The sequence below is a fragment of the Kitasatospora sp. HPM-01-4 genome, from assembly GCF_051374625.1.
In the GTDB taxonomy this organism is placed as follows: Bacteria; Actinomycetota; Actinomycetes; order Streptomycetales; family Streptomycetaceae; genus Kitasatospora.
In genome coordinates this window covers 2,946,335-2,970,040 of record NZ_JBPQGP010000005.1, presented here as the reverse complement: position 1 = coordinate 2,970,040, position 23,706 = coordinate 2,946,335, and the positions used below count along the sequence as shown (strand labels likewise).

General features: G+C 72.6%; 19 protein-coding genes. 12 read left to right on the top strand and 7 right to left on the bottom strand.

Features of this window, described 5'->3' with window-relative positions; translation table 11 throughout:
• The first annotated feature begins 6 nt into the window (after nt 1-6).
• The 3 genes from ACSMTC_RS12630 to ACSMTC_RS12620 all read left to right on the top strand — a co-directional run bounded on the left by ACSMTC_RS12630 (nt 7) and on the right by ACSMTC_RS12620 (nt 3,093).
• Nucleotides 7-699: a response regulator gene (locus ACSMTC_RS12630; protein ID WP_436559776.1), complete on the top strand. Its 693-nt coding sequence runs from the start codon at nt 7-9 to the stop codon at nt 697-699.
• Nucleotides 700-871: 172 nt separating this feature from the next.
• Complete coding sequence (locus ACSMTC_RS12625) at nt 872-1,357, top strand: DUF485 domain-containing protein (RefSeq protein ID WP_436559775.1); 486 nt, start codon at nt 872-874, stop codon at nt 1,355-1,357.
• A complete protein-coding gene (locus ACSMTC_RS12620; RefSeq protein WP_436559774.1) occupies nt 1,354-3,093 on the top strand; it encodes a solute symporter family protein in 1,740 nt (579 codons plus the stop codon). Before ACSMTC_RS12625 ends, ACSMTC_RS12620 begins: the two co-directional genes overlap by 4 nt.
• A 63-nt stretch (nt 3,094-3,156) precedes the next feature.
• On the opposite strand, the gene ACSMTC_RS12615 is transcribed toward ACSMTC_RS12620, so the two are convergent.
• The 3 genes from ACSMTC_RS12615 to ACSMTC_RS12605 form a co-directional block, all read right to left on the bottom strand.
• Nucleotides 3,157-3,567 carry a hypothetical protein gene (locus tag ACSMTC_RS12615; RefSeq protein WP_436559773.1) on the bottom strand — a complete coding sequence of 137 codons (411 nt, stop codon included), beginning with the start codon at nt 3,565-3,567 and terminating at the stop codon, nt 3,157-3,159.
• Nucleotides 3,568-3,861: 294 nt separating this feature from the next.
• Entirely contained in the window at nt 3,862-4,551 is a 690-nt protein-coding gene (locus ACSMTC_RS12610) for a response regulator (RefSeq protein WP_436559772.1), read from the bottom strand.
• Nucleotides 4,548-6,203: an ATP-binding protein gene (locus ACSMTC_RS12605; protein WP_436559771.1), complete on the bottom strand. Its 1,656-nt coding sequence runs from the start codon at nt 6,201-6,203 to the stop codon at nt 4,548-4,550. Before ACSMTC_RS12605 ends, ACSMTC_RS12610 begins: the two co-directional genes overlap by 4 nt.
• A gap of 262 nt (nt 6,204-6,465) precedes the next feature.
• Between ACSMTC_RS12605 and ACSMTC_RS12600 the strand changes: the two genes are divergently transcribed.
• The 3 genes from ACSMTC_RS12600 to ACSMTC_RS12590 are packed head-to-tail and all read left to right on the top strand — an operon-like array spanning nt 6,466 to nt 9,218.
• Complete coding sequence (locus ACSMTC_RS12600) at nt 6,466-7,284, top strand: ABC transporter ATP-binding protein (protein WP_436559770.1); 819 nt, start codon at nt 6,466-6,468, stop codon at nt 7,282-7,284.
• Complete coding sequence (locus ACSMTC_RS12595) at nt 7,274-8,134, top strand: ABC transporter permease (protein WP_436559769.1); 861 nt, start codon at nt 7,274-7,276, stop codon at nt 8,132-8,134. The genes ACSMTC_RS12600 and ACSMTC_RS12595 overlap by 11 nt, the downstream gene beginning before the upstream one ends.
• A 28-nt stretch (nt 8,135-8,162) precedes the next feature.
• Entirely contained in the window at nt 8,163-9,218 is a 1,056-nt protein-coding gene (locus ACSMTC_RS12590; protein WP_436559768.1) for an ABC transporter substrate-binding protein, read from the top strand.
• A gap of 61 nt (nt 9,219-9,279) precedes the next feature.
• On the opposite strand, the gene ACSMTC_RS12585 is transcribed toward ACSMTC_RS12590, so the two are convergent.
• Entirely contained in the window at nt 9,280-10,167 is an 888-nt protein-coding gene (locus ACSMTC_RS12585; protein ID WP_436559767.1) for a sucrase ferredoxin, read from the bottom strand.
• A gap of 235 nt (nt 10,168-10,402) precedes the next feature.
• Nucleotides 10,403-12,865, bottom strand: coding sequence for a DNA gyrase/topoisomerase IV subunit A (locus tag ACSMTC_RS12580; protein WP_436559766.1), 2,463 nt, complete (start codon nt 12,863-12,865; stop codon nt 10,403-10,405).
• A gap of 284 nt (nt 12,866-13,149) precedes the next feature.
• Here ACSMTC_RS12580 and ACSMTC_RS12575 point away from each other — a divergent pair, with 284 nt between their 5' ends.
• From ACSMTC_RS12575 to ACSMTC_RS12565, 3 genes are all read left to right on the top strand, one after another.
• Nucleotides 13,150-14,478 (top strand): M16 family metallopeptidase, encoded by a 1,329-nt coding sequence (locus ACSMTC_RS12575; RefSeq protein WP_436559765.1) that lies wholly within the window; start codon nt 13,150-13,152, stop codon nt 14,476-14,478.
• Entirely contained in the window at nt 14,475-15,863 is a 1,389-nt protein-coding gene (locus tag ACSMTC_RS12570) for a M16 family metallopeptidase (RefSeq protein ID WP_436559764.1), read from the top strand. The genes ACSMTC_RS12575 and ACSMTC_RS12570 overlap by 4 nt, the downstream gene beginning before the upstream one ends.
• Nucleotides 15,864-16,239: 376 nt before the next feature.
• Nucleotides 16,240-17,433 (top strand): RtcB family protein, encoded by a 1,194-nt coding sequence (locus ACSMTC_RS12565; protein WP_436559763.1) that lies wholly within the window; start codon nt 16,240-16,242, stop codon nt 17,431-17,433.
• A 53-nt stretch (nt 17,434-17,486) separates the two neighbouring features.
• Here ACSMTC_RS12565 and ACSMTC_RS12560 read toward each other — a convergent pair whose 3' ends face one another.
• Nucleotides 17,487-18,032, bottom strand: a complete 546-nt coding sequence (locus tag ACSMTC_RS12560; protein ID WP_436559762.1) for an FHA domain-containing protein — start codon at nt 18,030-18,032, stop codon at nt 17,487-17,489.
• Nucleotides 18,033-18,366: 334 nt separating this feature from the next.
• Between ACSMTC_RS12560 and ACSMTC_RS12555 the strand changes: the two genes are divergently transcribed.
• Nucleotides 18,367-19,278: a glutaminase gene (locus tag ACSMTC_RS12555; protein WP_436559761.1), complete on the top strand. Its 912-nt coding sequence runs from the start codon at nt 18,367-18,369 to the stop codon at nt 19,276-19,278.
• Between the two features lie 260 nt (nt 19,279-19,538).
• Here ACSMTC_RS12555 and ACSMTC_RS12550 read toward each other — a convergent pair whose 3' ends face one another.
• On the bottom strand, nt 19,539-19,817 hold the full coding sequence (locus ACSMTC_RS12550; protein WP_436559760.1) for an HPr family phosphocarrier protein: 279 nt from the start codon (nt 19,815-19,817) through the stop codon (nt 19,539-19,541).
• Between the two features lie 377 nt (nt 19,818-20,194).
• Here ACSMTC_RS12550 and ACSMTC_RS12545 point away from each other — a divergent pair, with 377 nt between their 5' ends.
• Together ACSMTC_RS12545 and ACSMTC_RS12540 are read left to right on the top strand one after the other, a co-directional pair.
• Nucleotides 20,195-23,011 (top strand): bifunctional acetate--CoA ligase family protein/GNAT family N-acetyltransferase, encoded by a 2,817-nt coding sequence (locus ACSMTC_RS12545; RefSeq protein WP_436564664.1) that lies wholly within the window; start codon nt 20,195-20,197, stop codon nt 23,009-23,011.
• Nucleotides 23,012-23,115: 104 nt separating this feature from the next.
• A complete protein-coding gene (locus ACSMTC_RS12540) occupies nt 23,116-23,706 on the top strand; it encodes a DUF5998 family protein (RefSeq protein ID WP_436559759.1) in 591 nt (196 codons plus the stop codon).

Here is a 23,706-nt window from a genome sequence, read left to right as displayed (position 1 = left end):
TGGGGCATGACTGACCGGCCGGCCAGGGTAGTGGTCGCCGACGACCAGACGGTGGTGCGCGAGGGGATCGTGATGCTGCTGGGTCTGCTGCCGGGCATCGAGGTCGTCGGTTCGGCCGCCGACGGCGAGGAGGCCGTCCGGCTGGTGGCCGAGCACCGCCCGGACGTGGTCCTGATGGACCTCCGGATGCCGCGCTGCGACGGCGTCGAGGCCACCCGGAGGATCCGCGCCGAGTACCCGGCCACCGAGGTCGTGGTGCTCACCACCTACGCCGACGACGCCTCACTCTTCCCCGCCCTGCAGGCCGGTGCCCGCGGGTACCTGACCAAGGACGCCGGCGGCGAGGAGATCGCCCGGGCGATCGCGGACGTCCGCTCCGGCGCGGCGGGTCTCTCGCCCCAGGTGCAGCTGCGGTTGCTGGAGCGGCTGTCGCAGACGCCCGGACAGGACCGGCCGGCTGCGGGCGAACCGAGGGCGGCGGCCCGGGCCGAGCTGCCCGACGGGCTCACCGCCCGGGAGGCCGAGGTGCTGGCGCTGATCGCCGACGGGCTGTCCAACGCGGAGATCGCGCGGGAGCTCTTCGTCAGCCAGGCGACGGTCAAGACGCACATCAACAACCTCTTCGCCAAGACCGCCGTCCGTGACCGCGCGCAGGCGGTGGCGTACGCGTTCACCCATGGGATTAGGCGCAGTTCGTGAGCTGACGCTTCGATCGCCTGATCGGGTGAACGTATCTGCAATCGGCCAGAAGGGTGTTCCCAGCGGCTCGACCATGGTGCGGTCAGCGGGTGTGCGGAACCGCAATCTTCGCCACCTGCACCAGCCCACACCGACGCCCCACCCCCTTCGGCGTCCAGGTCCAGGAGCAGCAGTGGCACAGCAGGAGAGGTTCGACTGGTGGGCGGCACAGCCCGCCGGACGCAAGGCAGTCCTCCCGTCGCCGGTGAGACGCCTCACACTCGGGCGTTCGGCGGCCAGGACAGCCGTGGAGCCGTCGGCGGCGGCCTCGGCCGCACCCGAAGAGACCTCGGTGTCGGCCGAGGCCGCCGCCGAGGTCTACCGGGAGGTGCAGGCCAGCGCGGCGTTCCAGGAGATCCGGCGCGGCTACCGCGGTTTCGTCTTCCCCGCCACCGTGGCCTTCCTGGCCTGGTACCTGCTCTACCTCGGAGCGCAGGCCGCCGCCCCCGGGCTGATGCGCAGTCAGGTGGCCGGTCCGGTGAACGTCGCCTGGCTGCTCGGCCTGCTGCAGTTCGCCTCCACCTTCCTGCTCGCCTGGCTCTACGCCAGGAACGCCCGCGCCAAGCGGGACCGTGCGGCGCTCGGCCTCCGCTGGGACACCCAGGACCAGCTGCGATGACCCGGATCCCGAACCCCCAGACCGCACTCGCCGTGACCGCGCGGCCGGACGCCCCGTACCTCGCCCCGCACTCGGCGCCGCTCACCACCACACCGCCGCAGCCGGCGCCCGCGCCCTCCGGCATCGGGACGCTGACCGGCGGTGCCCACCACGACCTGGCCATCGTCCTGTTCGCGGTCATCGTCCTGGTCACCCTCGGCATCACCCTCTGGGCCGGACGGCGTGGCCAGGCGGCCGAGGACTTCTACACCGGCGGGCGCGGCTTCACCTCGCTGCAGAACGGCTTCGCGCTCTCCGGGGACTACCTCTCCGCCGCCTCCTTCCTCGGCGTCACCGGCCTGATCGCGCTGTACGGCTACGACGGCGTGCTCTACAGCATCGGCTTCCTGGTCGCCTGGCTGGTGGTGCTGATGCTGGTCGCCGAACTGGTCCGCAACGCCGGCCGGTACACCCTGGCCGATGTGCTGGCCCTGCGGATGCGCCAGCGCCCGGTGCGGGCCGCCGCCGGTACGGCCGGTGTGGTCGTCACCCTGCTCTACCTCATCGCGCAGATGGTCGGTGCGGGCAGCCTGGTCGCCCTGCTGCTGGGCACCGACAGCGGCCTCGCCAAGACGCTGACCATCGTCGGGGTCGGCGCACTGATGATCATCTATGTGACGGTCGGCGGGATGCGGGCCACCACCTGGATCCAGATCGTCAAGGCCGGGCTGCTGCTGGCCGGTGCACTGCTGCTCACCGTCCTGGTGCTGGCCCGCTTCCACGGTGACCCGTTCGCGCTGATGCGGGCCGCCGCACGGAACAGCGGTGTCGGCCAGGCCTACCTGGAGCCCGGGCTCAAGTACGGCACGAGTGCCACCAGTCGGCTGGACCTCTTCAGCCTGGGCCTCGCCCTGGTGCTCGGCACGGCGGGTCTGCCGCACATCCTGTCCCGCTTCTACACGGTGCCGACGGCCAGGGCCGCCCGGCGCTCCACGATGTGGGCCATCGGCCTGATCGGCGGCTTCTACCTGATGGCCATCGTGCTCGGCCTCGGTGCGACCGCGCTGATCGGCGCGACGACGGTACGGGCCGCCAACTCCGCCGGGAACACCGCGGTTCCGCTGCTGGCCCTGGATCTGGGCGGCGGCATGGGCAGCGCCGGGGGCATGATGCTGTTCGCGCTGATCTCGGCGGTGGCCTTCGCCACCATCCTGGCCGTGGTGGCCGGACTCACCCTGGCCTCCTCGGCCGCCTCCGCCCACGACCTCTACGCGCGGGCCTGGCGGCGCCCCGGTGCCGAGGAGGTGACGGATCGCCAGGAGGTGGTGGCGGCCCGGGTGGCGGCCGTGGTGATCGGGGCCACGGCCATCGTGCTCAGCCTCTTCGCCCAGCAGCTGAACGTCGCCTTCCTGGTCGGCCTCGCCTTCGCGGCGGCCGCCTCGGCCAATCTGCCGACCCTGCTCTACACCCTCTTCTGGCGCCGGTTCACCACCCGCGGCGTGGTCTGGTCGGTCTACGGGGGGCTGGTCCCCGCGGTCCTGCTGGTGGTGTTCTCCCCGGTGGTCTCCGGGACCCCGGACGCGCTCTTCCCCGGTGTGGACTTCCACTGGTTCCCGCTGGAGAACCCCGGTGTGGTCTCCATTCCGATGGGCTTCCTGGCGGGCTGGATCGGCACCGTGACCTCACCGGAGGTCCCGGACCCCGACCGGTACGCCGAGCTGGAGGTCCGGTCGCTGACGGGGGCGGGCGCGGCGTAGCGACCGGAGGCCGAAGGCGTGGGGAACCGGGCGGTCGGACCGGTTCCCCACGCCTTCGAGGTGTTACGGCGTACAGGTGGTGACCAACTGCTCCACGTCGGCCGCCGGGCCGCCGGTGGCGCAGACCATGGTGCGGTAGTCGGTCACCACCACGGGGGTGGACAGCTGCGCTATCGACCCGTTGCGGATCATCGTGGTGGAGGCGACGGTCTCCCAGGGGCTGCCCCAGGCGCGCTGGATCTTCACCTCGACCCGGAGATAGGTCAGCTGGTCATCGGCGGCGTAGACCTTCGCCGAGCCGACGACCCCCGAGCCGGCGCCGTTCGGCTGCTGCCAGGCGCAGGGCCGGTTGAGGGCCGCCAGGCAGGCGGGGGTCACGGCCTGCGCGGTTGCCGGGGCGGCGAGCGCGGGCCCTGCGGCGGCTGCGAGGACCGCTGCCGTTCCAACCATCAGACCTGCGATACGCGAGATCATGGCACTGTTCTCCTTTGAATCAGAGCCGAATGTGCGGGCTGTGCCGACTATTTCACCAACGTAACGCGGCCGTCACTATGGGTTACGTCACGTTTTGTGATCAGCTCGGATGAGAAGAGTTACCAGTTTCGGGATTTTCTGTCAGGTTCGCGTCGATCGACCGGCGTCGATCAGGTCTCGTCGATCAGATGACGTCGATCAGGTGGCGTCGATCAGGTGGCGTCGAACGGCGGGTCCCGAACCACGTACGGTGCGAGCCGGCCCATGCGCGAGCCGGCCCATGCGCGGGGCGGGTCAGCCGCGTGACGGCAGCAGGTAGCGGTGCTCGGGGCGGCCGGTGTCGCCGTAGCGCAGGCTCAGCCGCAGGCGGCTGTCACGCTCCAGCTGTTTGAGGTAGCGCTGGGCGGTGGAGCGGCTCAGTCCGGAGTGGTCGGCGACCTCCTGGGCGGAGAGCGGCCGGCCGGCCTTTCTGAGCACGCCCAGCACCAGGTCGGTGGTGGGTGCCGAGTGGCCCTTGGGGAGGGTGGCGGCGGGCGGCGCGGCGCTGCGCATGGCGGCGAACATCCGGTCCACCTCGTCCTGGCAGGTCTCGCGCGCGGCCGGCCCGGCCAGCGCGTGCCGCAGCTGGGCGTAGGCGACCAGCTTCTCCCGCAGGCCGGTGAAGGTGAACGGCTTGACCAGGTACTGGAGCGCCCCGTGCTGCATCGCGGCGTGCACGGTGGAGACGTCCCGGGCGGCGGTCACCATCATCACGTCGCAGCCGATCCCGGCGGCGCGCATCCGGCGGACCAGGGCCAGTCCGTTCTCGTCGGGCAGGTGGTGGTCCAGCAGCACCAGGTCGACCGGACGGCGCTCCAGGGCGGCCAGTGCCTCGGCGGCGCTGTGCGCCCGGCCGGTCACCCGGAAGCCGGGGACCTTCGCCGCGTAGGCGGCGTGCACCTCGGCGACCCGGAAGTCGTCGTCCACCACGAGTACGTCGATCACGGTGCCTCCAGGAGCAGGGGGGTCGCCGCCTGCGGCAGATGGGGGATGCCGCGGCTGGACGGTACGCGGACGGGCCCGGGGACGGGGGAGTGCAGGGCCTCGGGAAGTTCGACCGTGAACCGGGCGCCGCCGAGCGGTCCGCGGCCGACCTCGATCCGCCCGCCGCAGCGTTCGGCCAGCCGGTGGACCATGGCCAGGCCGAGGCCGCGCGGGCGGTGTGCGGGTGCGTCCTTGCTGGTCCAGCCCTCCTCGAAGATCCGCTCGCGCAGCTCGGCGGGGATGCCGGGCCCGCTGTCGGCCACCTCGATCAGCAGGGTGGCACCGTCCGCCCGCAGGGTGACCTCGACCGTGCCGCCGGTGAGCGCGTCCAGTGCGTTGTCGACCAGGTTGCCCAGCACGGTGACCACGGCGCGCGGGTCGAGGGCCGTGTCCGGCAGATGGCTGTCCGGGGTGACGGCCAGCCGGATGCCGCGTTCGGCCGCGACCGCGGCCTTGCCCGCCAGCAGCGCCGCCGCATGCGGGTCCTGGACCTGCTCGGCGATCCTGGCGGTGAGGGCGGTGTGCGATCCCGACTGCTCGGAGACGAACTCGGCCGCCTGCTCGTACCGGCCGAGTTCCAGCAGGCCGAGCAGGGTGTGCAGGCGGTTGGCGTGCTCGTGGTCCTGGGCCCGCAGCGCCTCGGTGAGGCTGCGGGTGTTGTCCAGTTCCCGTACCAGCAGCTCCAGTTCGGTGCGGTCCCGCAGGGTGACCACGGCGCCGCCGTCGGCGGTGGCCATCCGGTTGGCCACCAGCACCCGGTCGCCCCGGACGGCGGGCAGGTCGGCGCCTTCGATCCGGCCGGTCAGCACCTCGGCCAGCCGGCCGGGCGGGAGTATCTCGTCGATCCGGCGTCCGGTGGAGTCCTCGGGCAGGGCCAGCAGCCGGATCGCCTCGTCGTTGGCCAGCCGGATCCGGCCGCTCTCGTCCAGTGCGACCATGCCCTCGCGGATACCGTGCAGCATCGCCTCGCGTTCGACCAGCAGTGCCGAGATGTCGGCGAGGGCGATGTTGTGGGTGCGCCGCTTGAGCCGCCGGGCCAGCACCAGGGTGGCCACCGTGCCCGCCGCCAGGCCCGCGCCCGCGCAGAGCAGGATGCCCGTGACCATGCTCAGCAGCCGGTGGCGGATGGAGTCGTCGCTGATGCCGACCGAGACCTCGCCCACGATCCGGCCGTCGGCCAGCCGCAGCGGGACCTTGCCGCGGGCGGTGCGGCCGAGGGTGCCCTCCTGCATCGCCGTCACGCTCTGCCCGCGCAGGGCCGGTTCGGGGTCGGTGGAGACCCGCTGGCCGATTCTCGACGGGTCGGTGTGCGAGAGCCGGATACCCGTGCTGTCGGTCACCACCACGAAGCTGGCGCCGGTGGCCAGGCGGATCCGCTCGGCGACGTGCTGCACGGCGGCGGCGTCCCGGGCGGCCGCGGCACGGGCGATCGACTCGTCGGAGGCCGTGGATTGGGCGATCGACAGCGCCCGCTGCATCGCGTCACGGTCCAGCTCCCGGCTGACCGGCGCCAGGAAGAGCCCCGCCGTCACGGCGGTGACGCCGACCGTGACCACCGTCTGGCTGAGCAGCAGCTGGGCGAAGACCCGGCGGGGCCAGTGCGGACGCCTCATCGCTGGGTCTCCTCTCGTACCGGGGGGCCTGTGGTCACCGCGGGCCGGCCGCGGCCCGGTGCCGACAGGTGGGTTTGGGACGCACACCCTATGTTTCGGCCGTGTTTCTGTCAGCCCTGCCCCGCTGTTGTAGCGGAAGCAAAACGAGCAGAACAGCCCTCAACACGCGAAAGCCGCAGTACGCCCGGAAGGCTGCCGCGCGCCCCGGGCCTGCTCCTAACCTCCCGGAGCACAGCACGGAACCAGCAGGAGACGAGGGCCGATGAAACAGGCGGGAACAGCGCCGGCGATCGAGTTGACCGGTGCGACCAAGCGGTTCAGGACTCCCTCGGGGGCGCTGCACACCGCGGTGCGGGACCTCCATCTGACCGTCGCCGAAGGGGAGTTCGTCGCCGTGGTCGGCCCGACCGGCTGCGGCAAGTCCACCACGCTGACCCTGGTCAGCGGTCTGGAGGAGCCCACCGAGGGCGAGGTGAGGGTGGCCGGGGCGCCGGTCAGCGGGATCAGCCGGAAGGTCGGCTTCGTCTTCCAGCAGGACGCCGTCTTCCCCTGGCGGACCGTGCTGTCCAACGTCATGGCCGGACCGCGCTTCCGGGGCGTGCCCGCGCACGAGGCCCGCGAGCGCGCCCGCGACTGGCTGGGCCGGGTGGGTCTGGCCGCCTTCGAGGACCGCTACCCGCACCAGCTCTCCGGCGGGATGCGCAAGCGCGTGGCGCTCGCCCAGACCTTCGTCAACGACCCGGAGATCCTCCTGATGGACGAGCCCTTCTCGGCGCTCGACGTGCAGACCCGGGCGCTGATGTCGGACCAGCTGCTCGAACTCTGGGCCGGCACCGGCTCCTCCGTCATCTTCGTCACCCACGACCTGGACGAGGCGATCGCACTCGCCGACCGGGTGGTGGTGATGACGGCGGGCCCCGCCACCGTCAAGGAGAGCTTCACCGTGGACCTGCCCAGGCCGCGCACCGTCGAGGCGGTCCGGCTGGAACCCCGGTTCGTGGAGCTGTACCGCGAGATCTGGGCCTCGCTCGGCGAAGAGGTCCGGATCACCCGTGAGCGAGGAGCGGGCCATGCAGCCTGAGACCGCCGACCGGACACCCGCCGCCGTGACCTCCCGCACCGAACAGCGCGAACGGGCGGCCCGCAACCGGAAGCTGACCGTGTACGCGATGCGTGCCGCGGTGCTGGCCGGCTTCCTCGGGCTATGGGAAATCGGCGCCCGCACCGGGGTGATCGACCCCTTCAACTTCTCGCAGCCCTCCCGGATCTGGGACCAGATCCAGCAGTGGATCACCCACGGCACCGCCCAGGGCCCGCTCGGCGAGCAGATCGGCTACACCCTCTACGAGGCGCTCGGCGGCTGGGTGATCGGCGTCATCGGCGGGGTGCTGCTCGGGATCACGCTCGGCCGGATCCGGTTCCTCGCCGAGGTGTTCGGCCCGTACATCAAGGTGCTGAACGCGATCCCGAGGATCGTGCTCGCCCCGGTCTTCCTGATCTGGTTCGGCCTCGGCCCGGCCTCCAAGGTCGCCTCGGCCGTCGTCCTGGTGTTCTTCCCGGTCTTCTTCAACGCCTTCCAGGGGGCCCGCGAGGTCGACCGCAACCTGGTCGCCAACGCCCGCATCCTGGGGGCCGGCGACCGCAAGGTCACCCTGCAGGTGGTCGTTCCCGCCGCCACCACCTGGATCTTCACCAGCCTGCACGTCAGCTTCGGCTTCGCGCTGATCGGCGCGATCGTCGGCGAGTACATCGGCGCCACCAAGGGCCTCGGCCTGCTGGTCGCGGCGGCCCAGGGCACCTTCAACGCGGCGGGTGTGTACGCCGCGATGGCCATCCTCGCCGTGGTCGCGCTGCTCACCGAGGGACTGCTCACCTTCGCCGAGAAGCGCCTGTTCCGCTGGAAGCCCGCCGACACCGGCGACGGCCGCTGAAACCCTCCGCCACGAAAGGCCATTGAGAATGCGTAGAACCGCCGCAGCCGCCATCGCCGCCGCGCTGCTCCTGTCCGTGACCGCCTGCGCCAATGACGCCGCCTCCGGCTCCCACTCCGGTGCCGCCCCCGCCGGCCCCACCGTCGACGGTCCCAAGGTGAAGATCATGGTCGGTGGCCTGGACAAGGTCATCTACCTGCCCGCGATGCTCACCCAGCGGCTCGGCTACTTCGCCGAGGCGGGGGTCAACGTCGAGCTGATGAGCGAACCCGCCGGGGTCAACGCCACCACCGCGCTGCTCGCCGGGGACGTCCAGGGCGCCGTCGGTTTCTACGACCACACCATCGACCTGCAGGCCAAGGGCAAGAACGTGGAGTCGGTGGTGCAACTGGCGCAGACCCCGGGCGAGGTCGAGGTGGTCTCCGCCAAGCAGGCGGGGACGATCAGGAGCGCCGCGGACTTCAAGGGCAGGAAGCTGGGTGTCACCGGTATCGGCTCCTCCACCGACTTCCTCACCAAGTACCTCGCCGTCAAGAACGGTGTCGCGGTGAGCGAGTTCAGCCCGATCGGGGTGGGCGCGGGGCAGACCTTCATCGCCGCGATGCAGCAGGGCAGCATCGACGCCGGGATGACCACGGATCCGACCGTGGCCGGCATCCTGGACAAGAAGATCGGCACGGTGCTCTACGACATGCGCACCCCCGAGGGCTCGCGCGCCGCGCTCGGCGGGCTCTACCCGTCCTCCGCGCTGTACATGAACACCGACTGGGTGAACCGGAACAAGGACACCACCCAGAAGCTGGCCGACGCGTTCGTCAGGACGCTCAAGTGGATGTCCGCCCACACCCCGGCCGAGATCGCCGCCAAGATGCCGGCCGACTACGCACAGGGCGGCGCCGGGCAGTACGCCGAGGCGATCAAGGCCACCCTGCCGATGTTCACCACCGACGGGGTGATGCCGCCCGACGGACCGAAGACCGTCCTGGACGTGCTCGGCGCCTTCCACCCGGACGTCAAGGGCAAGGAAGGGTCCATCGACCTGAGCCGGACCTACACCACCGAGTTCGTCGGCAAGGCCGGCTGAGCCCGCGGCCGACGGCGGCCCGGTACCCGCCTCGGGCGGGTACCGGGCCGCCGCGCCGTCGTCACACCTCCCGCAGCGAGACCACGTCCATCCGGGACGGGGTGCCCGGGGTCTTTCCGCAGCTCTCCGGACGGGGCGGCTCGCTCGCCCGCTCGGCGACCTCGGCCAGCCAGCGGCGCCCGTCGCGGTGCCGGACCTCGACCAGTCCCTCCGCACGGCCGATCGTCAGCTCGTCGGCCGAGGTCTCACCGGTCAGCAGCCGTACGGCCTGCTCCGCGGCCTGGCCGGGACGGTCCCAGCACGAGCGGCCCCGCGACCACTCCGGAACCGTGTGCCCCGCGGCCGTCGCCGCCAGCACCTCCTTCGCCGCTTCCCCCGTCAGGCGCCCGTACGCGTAGCCGTACGGCAGCACCAGCATGGTCGGGGAGAAGCGGTGGCCGCCGAGGTGGGTGACCTCCCAGACCTCGCTGTGCCCGGCGGCCGCGAGCTCCGCCGCCAGCGGGCGGCCCAGCAGCGCACAGCAGCGGTCCCGGCGGCCGTTGGTGCACACCAGCGCGATCGGACCGCCCACATGGGCCGTGCCGAAACCGCCGTGCTCGCCGTCGCCGAGGGCCCCGAAGTCCAGGTCCAGCAGCTCCGCCGGATCCGCCACGGTGCTCCGCCGCACCCAGGAGCGGCCGGGCCTGGTGTGCGCCACGATCACCTCGTGCCCGGCCATCGGCATGCTGTCCGCATGCCGTCCGGGGCGGCGGATCAGCGCGATCCGTACGCCGGTACCCCCGCAGGCCGCGTCCAGCGCCCGGCCGAGCCCGGCGTCGAGGTGGCTCTCGGTGAGCGCCTTCGCGCCCCAAGGCCCGGCCTGCTCGATCAGCAGCCAGGTGGTGGCGGTCGCGGCGGTCGCGGCCAGCGGCTCGGTCAGTTCACGCGACAGCGTCGTACAGGTGATCACGCCGGTCACCCTACCCGCGGGTCAGGTCGCCCACGAGGGTGATCGGGAAGCCGGGCGGTGCTGACCGGTGCCCCGGAGAGCCGTCCGAGCCGGCGCCGGTGCCGCGCCCGGGGCGTGGAGCCGCGCGGCCGTCCATGCACGGCCCGGCCGTTGCGGCAGCCAGGGGCGCGGGGCCTGCGAGCGGCCGGCCGGGAAGCCACCCGGCCGGTCTCGCAGGCCCCGCGCCCCTCGGGGGTCAGCGCGCCGGGCCGGCCACCGCGACGATCGGCTTCGACACCGGCGTACCCGAGCCGTCCCGGCGCGGGTCACGCTCCGGCAGCTCCACCGGCACCCCGTTCGCCGCCGAGGCCAGCGCCGGTGCCGCGCCCGCCCAGGCGAACACCAGCGCGTCCTCACCGCGCAGGAAGCGCTGGCAGCGCACGCCGCCCGTCGCCCGGCCCTTGCGCGGGTACTGCTCGAACGGCGTCACCTTCCAGGAGGACGGCGTCTGACCCGCCAGAGTCCCCGGGGAGCCCGCCACCGAGACCACCACCGCGTCCGAAGCCGGATCCACCGCCGTGAACGACAGCACCCGCGCTCCGTCGGAGAGCTTGATCCCGGCCATACCGCCCGCCGGACGGCCCTGCGGACGCACCTGGCCCGCCGGGTAGCGCAGCAACTGCGCGTCCGAGGTGATGAAGACCAGGTCCTCCTCACCCGTCCGCAGCTCCACCGCGCCGACCAGCTCGTCACCCTCCTTGAGGGCGATCACCTCGAACTCGTCCTTGTTCGCGGGCCATTCGGGCACCACCCGCTTCACCACACCCTGCACCGTGCCCAGCGCCAGACCCGGCGAGGACTCGTCCAGCGTGGTCAGCGCCAGCACCCGCTCCCCCTCCTCCAGCCGCAGGAACTCGCCCGCCGCGGCGCCGCCCGCCAGCGAGGGCGTAGGCGTCGGCGGCAGCTCCGGCAGATCGATCACCGCCAGCCGCAGCACCCGGCCGATCGTCGTCACCACACCCACGTCGCCCCGCGCGGTGGCCGGCACCGCCGAGACGATCACGTCGTGCTTGGCGCGCTTGCCCGAGAGCTCCGCCAGGTCCAGCGGCTCGCTGTCCATGGTCCGCGCCAGCAGACCCGTCGAGGACAGCAGCACCCGGCACGGGTCGTCCGCCACCTCCAGCGGAACCGACAGCGCCGCGCTCGGCGCCGCCCCCGCCTCCAGCAGCACCGTGCGCCGCTCGGTGCCGAACTGCTTGGCCACCGCGCCCAGTTCGCCCGACACCACACTGCGCAGCCTGCTGTCCGACTCCAGGATCTCGGTCAGCTCGGCGATCTCGGCGATCAGCTTGCGCTGCTCGTCCTCCAGCTCCACCCGGTCGAACCGGGTCAGCCGCCGCAGCGGGGTGTCCAGGATGTACGAGGTCTGCGTCTCGGACAGCGAGAAGCGCTCCATCAGCCGCTCCTTCGCCTGCCCCGCGTTGTCGCTGTTGCGGATGATCGCGATGACCTCGTCGATGTCGACCAGCGCCACCAGCAGGCCCTCGACCAGGTGCAGCCGCTCCTGCCGCTTGCCGCGCCGGAACTCGCTGCGCCGGCGGACCACCTCGAAACGGTGGTCGACATAGACCTCCAGCAGCTCCCTCAGGCCCAGCGTCAGCGGCTGGCCGTCCACCAGGGCGACGTTGTTGATGCCGAAGGTCTCCTCCATCGGCGTCAACTTGTACAGCTGCTCCAGCACCGCCTCGGGGACGAAGCCGTTCTTGACCTCGATCACCAGGCGCAGGCCGTGCTCACGGTCCGTCAGGTCCTTGACGTCCGCGATGCCCTGGAGCTTCTTGGCGCCCACCAGGTCCTTGATCTTGGCGATCACCTTCTCCGGGCCCACCGTGTACGGCAGCTCCGTGACCACGATGCCCTTGCGGCGCGCGGTGACGCTCTCGATCGAGGCCGTCGCCCGGATCTTGAAGGTGCCACGGCCCGACTCGTAGGCGTCCCGGATGCCCGAGAGCCCCACGATCCGCCCACCGGTGGGCAGATCGGGACCCGGGACGAAACGCATCAGCGTCTCCAGGTCCGCGTTCGGGTGCTTGATCAGGTGCCGGGCGGCCGCCACCACCTCGGACAGGTTGTGCGGCGGCATGTTGGTGGCCATACCGACCGCGATGCCCGAGGCGCCGTTCACCAGCAGGTTCGGGAAGGCCGCCGGCAGCACCGTCGGCTCCAGCTCGCTGCCGTCGTAGTTCGGCCCGAAGTCGACGGTGTCCTCGTGGATCGACTCCACCATCGCCATCGACGCCGCCGTCAGCCGCGACTCCGTGTACCGCATCGCGGCCGGCGGGTCGTCATTGCCCAGCGAACCGAAGTTCCCGTGACCGTCGATCAGCGGCAGCCGCATCGAGAACGGCTGCGCCATGCGCACCACCGAGTCGTAGATCGAGGCGTCGCCGTGCGGGTGCAGCCGGCCCATCACCTCGCCGACCACACGGGCGCACTTCACATGCGCCCGGTCGGGGCGCAGGCCCATCTCGTTGGCCTGGTAGAGGATCCGGCGGTGCACCGGCTTCATGCCGTCCCGCGCGTCCGGCAGGGCGCGCGAGTAGATCACCGAGTAGGCGTACTCCAGGAAGGAACCCTGCATCTCGTCAACCACATCGACGTCGAGGATCCGCTCCTCGAAATCTCCGGGCGGCGGGGTGGGCGAACTACGGCGGGCCATCGCGGCGGGGCTCCCTTGTGTGTGGCTGTCGGCTGCTCGGTCGGCTGCGTCGATCCTGTGATAACTGACTCAAACCGTACGGGGGCACGGCGCCCCCCATTGTGGACCCTCCCGCCGACAGCCACTGTCAAGGGTGACCCGCAGTCGGTTTCCCGACCGCACTTCCGCCCCTGGCGAACGCTCCCGTACCACGGACACGTCCCGGCCTCTCGCGCGTTGGACCACAATGGGGACACGGTACGTACCCCCGACCAGCAGTCGAAGACGGGAAGGACCCCAAACGCATGGCCAACCCGGCCCCCGCCGCCAACCAAGGCCTCGCCATCACCGAACACCGCCTGGCCAACGGCCTGCGCGTGGTGCTGTCCGAGGACCACCTCACCCCCGTCACCGCCGTCTGCCTCTGGTACGACGTGGGCTCCCGCCACGAGGTCAAGGGCCGCACCGGCCTCGCCCACCTCTTCGAGCACCTGATGTTCCAGGGCTCCGCCAACGTCTCCAACAACGGCCACTTCGAACTGGTCCAGGGCGCCGGCGGCTCGCTCAACGGCACCACCAGCTTCGAGCGCACCAACTACTTCGAGACCATGCCCGCCCACCAGTTGGAGCTCGCCCTCTGGCTGGAGGCCGACCGCATGGGCTCCCTGCTGGCCGCGCTCGACGAGACCTCGATGGAGAACCAGCGCGACGTCGTCAAGAACGAGCGCCGCCAGCGCTACGACAACGTCCCGTACGGCACGGCCTTCGAGAAGCTCACCGCGCTCTCCTACCCCGACGGCCACCCGTACCACCACACCCCCATCGGGTCGATGGCCGACCTCGACGCCGCCACCCTGGAGGACGCGCGCGCGTTCTTCCGCACCTACTACGCGCCCAACAACGCCGTCCTCGCCATCGTCGGCGACCTCGACCCCGAGCAGACCATCGCCTGGGTCGAGAAGTACTTCGGCACCATCCCCGCCCACAGCGGCAAGCAGCCCCCGCGTGACGGCGCCCTCCCCGACACCATCGGCCGCGAGATCCGGGAGATCGTCGAGGAGGACGTCCCCTCCCGCTCGCTGATGGCCGCCTACCGGCTCCCGCACGACGGCACCCGTGAGGCCGACGCCGCCGACCTCGCCCTCACCATCCTCGGTTCCGGTGAGTCCAGCCGCCTCTACAACCGCCTGGTACGCCGCGACCGCACCGCCGTCGCCGCCGGATTCGGCCTGCTCCGGCTGGCCGGCGCGCCCTCCCTCGGCTGGCTCGACGTCAAGGCCTCCGGCGACGCCACCATCCAGCAGATCGACACCGCCGTCGACGAGGAGCTCGCCCGCTTCGCCGCCGAGGGCCCCACCCCCGAGGAACTCGAGCGCGCCCAGGCGCAGATCGAGCGCGAGTGGCTCGACCGGCTCACCACCGTCGCGGGCCGCGCCGACGAACTCTGCCGCTACGCCGTCCTGTTCGGCGACCCCAAGCTGCTCAACACCGCGCTCGCCAGGGTCCTCGACGTCACCGCGGAAGAGGTCAAGGCCGTCGCCGCCGCCCGGCTGCGGCCCGACAACCGTGCCGTCCTGGTCTACGAGCCGACCACCACCGCCGACGGCGACCAGAACGAGGAGACGGCGGCATGACCGACCACACGCCCACCATGACCTTCCACCCCCAGCCCACCGCCGGCACCCCCACCCCGTGGGCCTTCCCGGCGGCCGAGCGGGCCGCCCTCGGCAACGGCCTCACCGTGCTGCACTGCCACCGGCCCGGCCAGCAGCTGGTCGCCGTCGAGGTCCTCCTCGACGTCCCGCTCGCCGCCGAACCCGCCGACCTCGACGGCATCGCGGGCATCCTCGCCCGTGCCTTCAGCGAGGGCACCGACACGCTGGACGCCGAGCAGTTCGCCGGTGAACTCGAACGCGCCGGAGCCACCCTGGACTCCCACGCCGACCACTCCGGCATCCGGATCGCGCTGGAGGTCCCCGCCTCCCGGCTGGAACGCGGCCTCACCCTGCTCGCCGACGCCCTGCGCGCGCCCGCCCTCCCCGAGGACGAGATCGACCGCCTGGTCGCCAACCGCCTCGACGAGATCGTCCACGAGCAGGCCAACCCCGCCCGCCGCGCCGCCAAGGCCCTCTACGCCACCCTCTTCGACGACACCGACCGGCTCTCCCGGCCGCGCAACGGCAGCGCCGAGACCGTCAAGAACATCACCCGCGCCGCGGTCCGCGCCTTCTACCAGGCCCATGTCCGGCCCGCCACCAGCACCGTGGTGGTCGTCGGCGACCTCTCCGGCACCGAGCTGCTGCCCCTGCTGGAGCGCACCCTCGGCGGCTGGAGCGGTACCAGCGCCGCGCCCAGCCTCCACGCCCCCGTCACCGCCGACGACACCGGACGCGTGGTCATCGTCGACCGGCCGGGCTCGGTGCAGACCCAGCTCCTCATCGGCCGGATCGGGCCCGACCGCCACGACCCCGCCTGGGCCGCCCAGATCCTCGGCATCTACTGCCTCGGCGGCACCCTCACCTCCCGCCTCGACAGGGTCCTGCGCGAGGAGAAGGGCTACACCTACGGCGTCCGGGCCTTCGCCCAGCCGCTGCGCTCCGCGGCCGACGGCAGCGGCCGCGCCATGCTCGCCATCAGCGGTTCGGTGGACACCGCCTCCACCGCTCCCGCCCTGGCCGACACCTGGACCATCCTGCGCACCCTCGCCGCCGAAGGCCTCACCGACACCGAGCGCGCCGAGGCGGTCCAGTACCTCGTCGGGGTCGCCCCGCTCAAGTACGAGACCGCGGGCTCCGTCGCCGGCACCCTCGCCGACCAGGTCGAGCAGTCCCTGCCCGACGACTACCAGGCCGAGGTCTACCGGCAGCTCGCCGCCCTTCCGACGGCCGCCGCCACCGAGGCCGTCGTCGCCGCCTTCCCGCCCGACCGCCTGGTCACCGTGCTGGTCGGCGATGCCGCCGCCATCGCCGACCAGGTCAGGGAGCTCGGCATCGGCGAGGTCACCGTCCTCACCTCCTGATCCGGGGTTCGCCCGGTGGGCCCGGCGGAGCATCGGCTCCGCCGGGCCCACGTGCTTAGACCGACCGGCACGCGACGCCGCGGGCCCTATTGCCGGTCGGTCTTATATCCGCTTGCACGTCCCCCGCAGGACGTGGGTAGATGTCCACCGCGGTACGGAACACCCGGTACACCAGGAGAGGAGGCGATCACCATGCGGGTCGAGCCCAGCACCACCCGGCGCTCCCCACGATCGCCCCGGCTCCGCCGCCGCTCCGCCTGAGCGCCGCTCACTTCGCGCTCCCCCCGAGGGACTTCCCCGAGCCACGCCGGAAGCTTCGCGTGGCGACACTCCACAACCAGGCTTGAACCAACCGACCTCTGGAGGTCGTACAACCATGTCGTACACCGAGGTACCCGGCATCCGGGTCCCGATCCGGATGTGGACCGACCCGGCCACCGTCGAGGGCCAGGCGATGCAGCAGCTGCGCAACATCAGCTCCCTGCCCTGGCTGCACGGGCTCGCCGTGATGCCCGACGTCCACCTCGGGAAGGGCGCCACCGTCGGCTCCGTCATCGCCATGGAGGGCGCGGTCTGCCCGGCGGCGGTCGGGGTGGACATCGGCTGCGGGATGAGCGCGGTCAGGACCTCGCTGACCGCCGGGGACCTGCCGGACGACCTGTCCCGGCTGCGCTCCAGGATCGAGCGGACGATCCCGGTGGGCCGGGGCATGCACTCCGACCCGGTGGAACCACGCAGGCTGCACGGCTTCGCCACGGCCGGCTGGGACGACTTCTGGCAGCGTTTCGACTCCATCGCACCCGAGGTGCGGTGGAAGCGCGAGCGGGCCGCGCAGCAGATGGGAACGCTCGGGGCGGGCAACCACTTCCTGGAGGTCTGCCTGGACGAGACCGGTTCGGTCTGGCTGATGCTCCACTCCGGATCGCGCAACATCGGCAAGGAGCTGGCGGAGCACCACATGGGCGTGGCCCGTGCGCTTCCGCACAACCAGGGCCTGGTCGACCGCGATCTCGCGGTCTTCATCGCGGACACCCCGCAGATGCGGGCCTACCGTCAGGACCTGTTCTGGGCGCAGGAGTACGCCAAGAACAACCGGGCGGTCATGATGGCGCTCTTCCAGGACGTCGTCCGCCGCGAGTTCCCCAAGGCGAACGTCGCCTTCGACGAGACCATCAGCTGCCACCACAACTACGTGGCCGAGGAGCGCTACGACGGCGTGGAGCTGCTGGTCACCCGCAAGGGCGCGATCAGGGCGGGCTCCGGCGACTACGGGATCATCCCGGGCTCGATGGGCACCGGTTCGTACATCGTCCGCGGTCTCGGCAACGAGGCGGCCTTCAACTCGGCCTCGCACGGCGCGGGCCGGAAGATGAGCCGTACCGCCGCCAAGAAGCGCTTCACCACCGAGGACCTCGCGGACCAGACCAGCGGGGTGGAGTGCCGCAAGGACGCGGGCGTGGTGGACGAGATCCCGGGCGCGTACAAGAACATCGAGAAGGTGATCGAGCAGCAGCGCGATCTGGTCGAGGTGGTCGCGCAGCTCAAGCAGGTGGTGTGCGTCAAGGGTTGAACCGCCGGGCCGGGGTGCGCGCGAGGCGCGTCCCGGCCCTTGCGCGCGGGTCGTCAGCCCGTTGCGAGCCGGAAGCTGACGGTGCCGAAGGTGACCAGGTCGCCGGGGCGGACGCGGACGGCGCCGATGATGCGCAGGCCGTTGACGTGGGTGCCGTTGGTGGAGCCGAGGTCGTGGAGGGTCCAGCCGTCGGCGTGGTGGCGGAGTTCGGCGTGCTGGCGGGAGACCGAGCTGTCCGTGAGGCGCAGGTCGGAGCCGGGTATGCGGCCTATCCGGATGGGCTGGTCACCGGGGGCGGGCAGGCAGAGGCCGGGGGCCTGTTCGGTCCGCCAGGCGCCGCGGAGGCGGGCGCGGAAGGCGGAGAGGCGGCCGACGGCGCGCAGCAGCAGGCCCGGCAGCCTGCCGTCGTGCGGCAGGTCGGCGAGGACGGCGTCGAGTTCGGCGCGGCTGCGGGCGCCGAGGACGAGTTCGAGCCGGCCGAGGAAGGTGTCGTGGGAGAGCCGCCCGCTGCCGACCCCTTCGCGGAGGACGGAGACCGCGTGATCCCGTTCGGCCTCGGTGGGCCGGGAAACCTGGGTACGGATCTCTGGAAGTGCCATGGGGGAATTGTCGGTTGCCGCGGTGTGAGGTGTCCAGAACCCGGCCGGGCGCTCGGCGCGCGTCGGCGAGGACGCCGGTGCCGCGGTGCGAGCGCGCAGATCAGCGCGGGGAACGGCGGGGCCCGAAGCCGCTCCGGGGGCCGAGAGGGGAGGAGGCCCGTGCCGCCGCCGAGGGCGCCCTGGACGGCCCGTCCGCGCGGAGCTCGGACCCGGGCGGCGGGTACCGCTCTGCCGAGTCCCCGGGGCCGGGCGCCGAAGGATCCGGCGCGGGCCCTGTCGCCGGTCGGCCCAGGGGAGCATCCCGCTTCCAGGACCGGACCGGCAGAATGGCTGGGTGAACTACCAGCAGTTTTTGCACGAAGCCATGGAGACCGCCCGCCGGTCTCCGGGGCGCGGTCGGCCGGCGGACTACATACCGGCACTGGCGGAGGCGGACCCCGAGTCGTTCGGGATGGCCCTGGCCACGGTGGACGGTGAGGTGTACGGGGTCGGCGACTGGGAGCAGCCGTTCTCGATCCAGAGCGTCTCCAAGCTGTTCACGCTGGCGCTGGCACTGGCGGAGGGCGGCGACGACCTGTGGCAGCGGGTGGGGCGCGAGCCCTCGGGCAATCCGTTCAATTCACTGGTGCAGCTGGAGACCGAGGCCGGCATTCCGCGCAATCCGTTCATCAACGCGGGTGCGCTCGTGGCGACGGACCGGCTGCTGGAGCTGACCGGCGACGCGGCGGGGGCGGTGCGGGAGTTCCTGCGCGCGGAGTCGGGCAACGCGGCCATCGCCACGGATGACACGGTGGCGGCCTCGGAGGCGCGGAACGGTCACCGGAACGCGGCGCTGGCGCACTTCATCGCGAGCTACGGGAATCTGCGCAATCCGGTGGACAGCGTGCTGGCGCACTACTACGCGCACTGTGCGATCGCGGCCAACTGCCGGGACCTCGCGCTGGCCGGGCGGTTCCTGGCCCGGCACGGTCTGCGGGCGGACGGTTCGCGGCTGCTGACGCGCAGTGAGGCGAAGCGGATCAACGCGGTCATGCTGACCTGCGGGACGTACGACGCGGCGGGCGAGTTCGCGTACCGGGTCGGGCTGCCGGGCAAGAGCGGGGTCGGTGGGGGAGTGCTGGCGGTGCTGCCGGGGCGGGGCGCGGTGTGCGTGTGGAGCCCGGGGCTGGACACCGCGGGGAACTCGGTGCTGGGAGTGGCGGCCCTGGACGCGCTGACCACTGCGACGGGCTGGTCCGTCTTCTGACCTGCCGGAACGTTTCTTCTGATCGGGGCCCAACGGCCTGCCGTACCTGACCCGGCGGTCCGCGGCCCGCATCCGAGCCGCCCGGCCGGCCGTGCGCGGCGGTCGGTGGCGCAGGGCCGGTCGGGTGCCGGCGGGGTGCGGTCCATCGGGCCCCGGGCACTGCCCGGCCCGCGGCGTGCGCAAGGGCGTGCCGTCGCCGCTCGGCTCCGGAGGGTCCGGTGGCCGGCGGGACGGCACGCCCTGGTGCGGTGGCGCCCGTGTCAGACGGCGGGCAGCTCGTCGAGGCCCTCCTGGACCAGCTTGGCGAGGCGGTCCAGAGCACCCTCGGCACCCTCGGCGTCGGAGGCGAGGACGACCGCCTCGCCGCCCTGGGCGCCGAGGCCGAGCAGGGCCAGCATGGAGGCGGCGTTCACCGGGTTGCCGCCCTCCTTGGCGATGGTGACCGGCACGCCGACGGCGGTGGCCGCGCGGACGAAGACGGAGGCGGGACGGGCGTGCAGGCCCTCGGCCCAACCGATGGTGACGCGGCGCTCAGCCATGAGACGTGCCTTTCAGGTGGTACTGGGTGACCATGTTGTCTAGACCAGTGTTGCATGTGCGGGAGGCTCCCAGGCCGCGGTGTGCCGGACCTGAGCCCGAGCTGGGCCCGACCTGAGACCGACCCGAGACCGAGCCGCGTCCCCGGCACCCGGCCGGCGCCGGACGGGCCCCGTGAACCACTGCCCACCGGCCGGTGGGCCGTACCACGCACCCGGCGGCGGGCGGGGACGTTCGGCCCCGGGCGGCCGGGCCGGTACGGCCGGAGCCAAGCGGCCCGCCGCCGGATAACCTGGCCGATGTGGACGACCCCCGGCCCTCGCAGCCGCCCAGCTCGCGGCCTCCCACCGACGCGACCCGGCCCGCCGCCGACCGGCCCTTGGCCGAGCAGCCGCAGGCCACCGGCCGGCCCGACGACGACCGCTACGGCTACCCCCAGCACTGGGAGGCCGACGTCCTGCTGCGCGACGGCGGCACCGCCAGGATCCGCCCGATCACCCCGGCCGACGCCGACCGGCTGGTGGAGTTCTACGAGCAGGTCTCCGACCAGTCGAAGTACTTCCGGTTCTTCGCGCCCTACCCGCACCTGTCCGACAAGGACGTCAGGCGGTTCACCCACCACGACTACGTCAACCGGGTCGGCCTGGCCGCCGTGGTCGGGGACCGGTTCATCGCCACCGTCCGCTACGACCGGATCGGCCCGGAAGGCCGCCCCTCCGCCTCCGGCACCGACGCCGAGGTGGCCTTCCTGGTGCAGGACGCCCACCACGGCAGGGGCGTGGCCTCCGCACTGCTGGAGCACATCGCGGCGGTGGCCCAGGAGCGCGGCATCCGCCGGTTCACCGCCGAGGTGCTGCCGGAGAACCGCAAGATGGTGAAGGTCTTCACCGACGCCGGGTACGTCCAGCGGCGCAGCTTCGCCGACGGCGTGGTCCACCTGGAGCTGGACCTGGAGCCGACCGCCGCCTCGCTCGCGGTGATGCGCGCCCGTGAGCACCGGGCCGAGGCCAGGTCGGTGCAGCGGCTGGTCACCCCGCGCTCGGTGGCCGTCCTCGGGGTGTCCCGCAACCCCCAGTCGGTCGGCCGGGCGCTGCTGCGCAACCTCGCCGGCTTCCAGGGGCCGGTGTACGCGGTGAACCGCAGGGCTCCGCGCGGCACCGAGCTGGAAGGGGTGCCCACCCACCGCTCGCTGCTGGAGATCGAGGGGCCGGTCGATCTCGCGGTGATCGCGGTGCCCAGGGAGGCCGTACCCGAGGCGGTCGCCGAGTGCGGCGCGCACGGTGTGCAGGGCCTGGTGGTGGTCACCGCCGGGTACGCCGAGACCGGCCCCGAGGGGCGCGACCGCCAGCGCGAGCTGGTCAGCCAGGCCCGCGCCGCCGGGATGCGGGTGATCGGCCCGAACGCCTTCGGCCTGCTCAACACCGACCCCGCCGGCCCGCTCAACGCCTCGCTGGCCCCCGTGCTGCCCGCGCGCGGGCCGTTCGGGCTGTTCTGCCAGTCCGGGGCGATCGGGGTGGCACTGCTGGAGGCCGCCCACCGCCGGGGCATGGGCATCTCCTCCTTCGCCTCGGTCGGCAACCGGGCGGACGTCTCCGGCAACGACTGGCTGCAGTACTGGGAGGAGGACCCGGCCACCGAGGTCGTGCTGCTCTACCTGGAGTCCTTCGGCAACCCGCGCAAGTTCACCCGGATCGCCCGCCGCCTGGCCCAGGCCAAGCCGGTGGTGGTGATCAAGGGCGCCAGGCACACCGGCAGCCTGCCGCCCGGGCACGCCGTCCAGCCGGCCGCCCGCGGGCTGGACGACACCACCGTGGACGCGCTCTTCCGGCAGGCCGGGGTGCTCCGGGTGGGCACCATCACCGAACTGCTCGACACCGGCGAACTGCTCGCCGCCCAGCCGCTCCCGACCGGCGACCGGGTCGCCGTGGTCGGCAACTCCGACTCGCTCGGCCTGGTCACCTACGACGCCTGCCTGAGCGCCGGGCTGCGCCCGCGGAACCCGGTGGACCTCACCACCGCCGCCACCGGGGAGAACTTCCGGATCGCCCTGGAGACCGCGCTGACCGACCCCGGCGTGGACGCGGTGGTCGCCGTCGCCATCCCGCCGATCGCCGCGCAGACCGCGAGCAGCCCCGAGATGGGCGCCGACGAGCCCGAGTTCGCCGAGGCGCTCACCGAAGCGGGCGCGCGGGCGGCCGAGTTGGGCAAGCCGCTGCTGCTGGTCCATCTGGCGCTGACCGAACTGCCGCAGCGGCTGCGGACGGTGGGCATCCCGGCCTACCCGAGGCCGGAGCGGGCGGTGACCGCGCTCACCCAGGCCGTCCACTACGCCTCCTGGCGCCGCCGCACCGCGGAGGCCGAGCAGACCGCCCGGGTCCCCGAGTTCGACCGGATCGACGAGGCCGGGGCGCGGGCACTGATCGCCGAGGCCCTGGGGATCGGCACGGCCGGGGCCCGCCCGTCCAGCGCTCCCGAACCGGGCACCCCCCGTACCCGGCCCGAGGGCGTGAAGACCACCCTCTCCGACGACCAGGCCGCCGCGCTGCTCGCCCACTTCGGCATCGACGTCGTGCCGACGCTGCCCGCGCCCGACGAGGAGAGCGCCGTCCGGGCCGCCGCCGTCCTCGGCTACCCGGTGGCCCTCAAGGCCACCGCCGAGCACCTGCGGCACCGCCCTGACCTCGGCAGCGTCCGGCTCGACCTGACCGGCGAGCCCGGGCTGCGCCGCGCCTACCGCGAACTGAACGCGCTGCTCGGCGGCGCGGAGCGGATCCGCCCGGTGGTGCAGCGGCTCGCCCCGCGCGGTGTGGACACCGTGATCAGCGCCACGGTGGACCCGGGGGTCGGCGCGATCCTCTCCTTCGGACTGGCCGGAGCGCCCGCCGAGCTGCTCGGCGATGTCGCGCACCGGCTGATCCCGGCCACCGACCGGGACGTCGCCTCGCTGATCCGCGAAGTCAGGGCCGCTCCGCTGCTGTTCGGCTGGCGCGGTGCCGTGCCGGTGGACGCCGGCGCGCTGGAGGAGCTGCTGCTGCGGGTCTCCCGGCTGGTCGACGACCTGCCCGAGGTCGCCTCCGTGGACCTCGAACCCGTGGTCGTGGCCCCGCACGGGCTTGCGGTCCTGGAGGCGCGCGTCCGGATCGCCCCGCTCCCAGTCCGCACCGATCTGGGCCCGCGCGTCATGAGCACCCTGTAACCTTCCTTGGTTGCGCCCACCAGTTCTTCTCCCACGGGCGCGGAAGGCCGATCGCTCGGCCCAGTGCCGACCGCCTCGTCGGCGGGACATGCCAGGATGGAGCTATGGCGAAGACCGGTACCACCACCACGCAGGACCTGCGCTCGGCGATCGAGCGCAGCGGCTACTACCCGGCCCTGGTGTCCGAGGCCGTCGAGTCCGCGGTGGGTCCCGAGCCGATCACCTCGTACCTGGTGCACCAGGAGACCACCTTCGACGCCAACGAGGTGCGCCGGCACGTGACCGTGCTGGTGCTGACCGCGTCCAGGTTCGTGGTCAGCCACACCGACGAGCAGTCCGGCGACGCCACCAGCCCGGTGCCGTACGCCACCACCTCCACCGAGTGCGTCCGGATCGACCGGATCAACTCGGTGGTGCTCAGCCGCATGGTGGCCAACCCGGAGACGTACACGCCGGGCACGCTGCCCCGCGAGGTGGTGCTCACCATCGGCTGGGGCGCCGTCCAGCGGCTCGACCTGGAGCCGGCCGGCTGCTCCGACCCCAACTGCGAGGCCGACCACGGCTACACCGGCTCGGCCACCGCCGACGACCTGTCGCTGCGGGTCAGCGAGGCCGGGGACGGCCCGGAGACGGTGGCCCAGGCCCTGGTCTTCGCGCGTGCCCTGTCCGAGGCGACCATCGCCAACCGGGCCTGA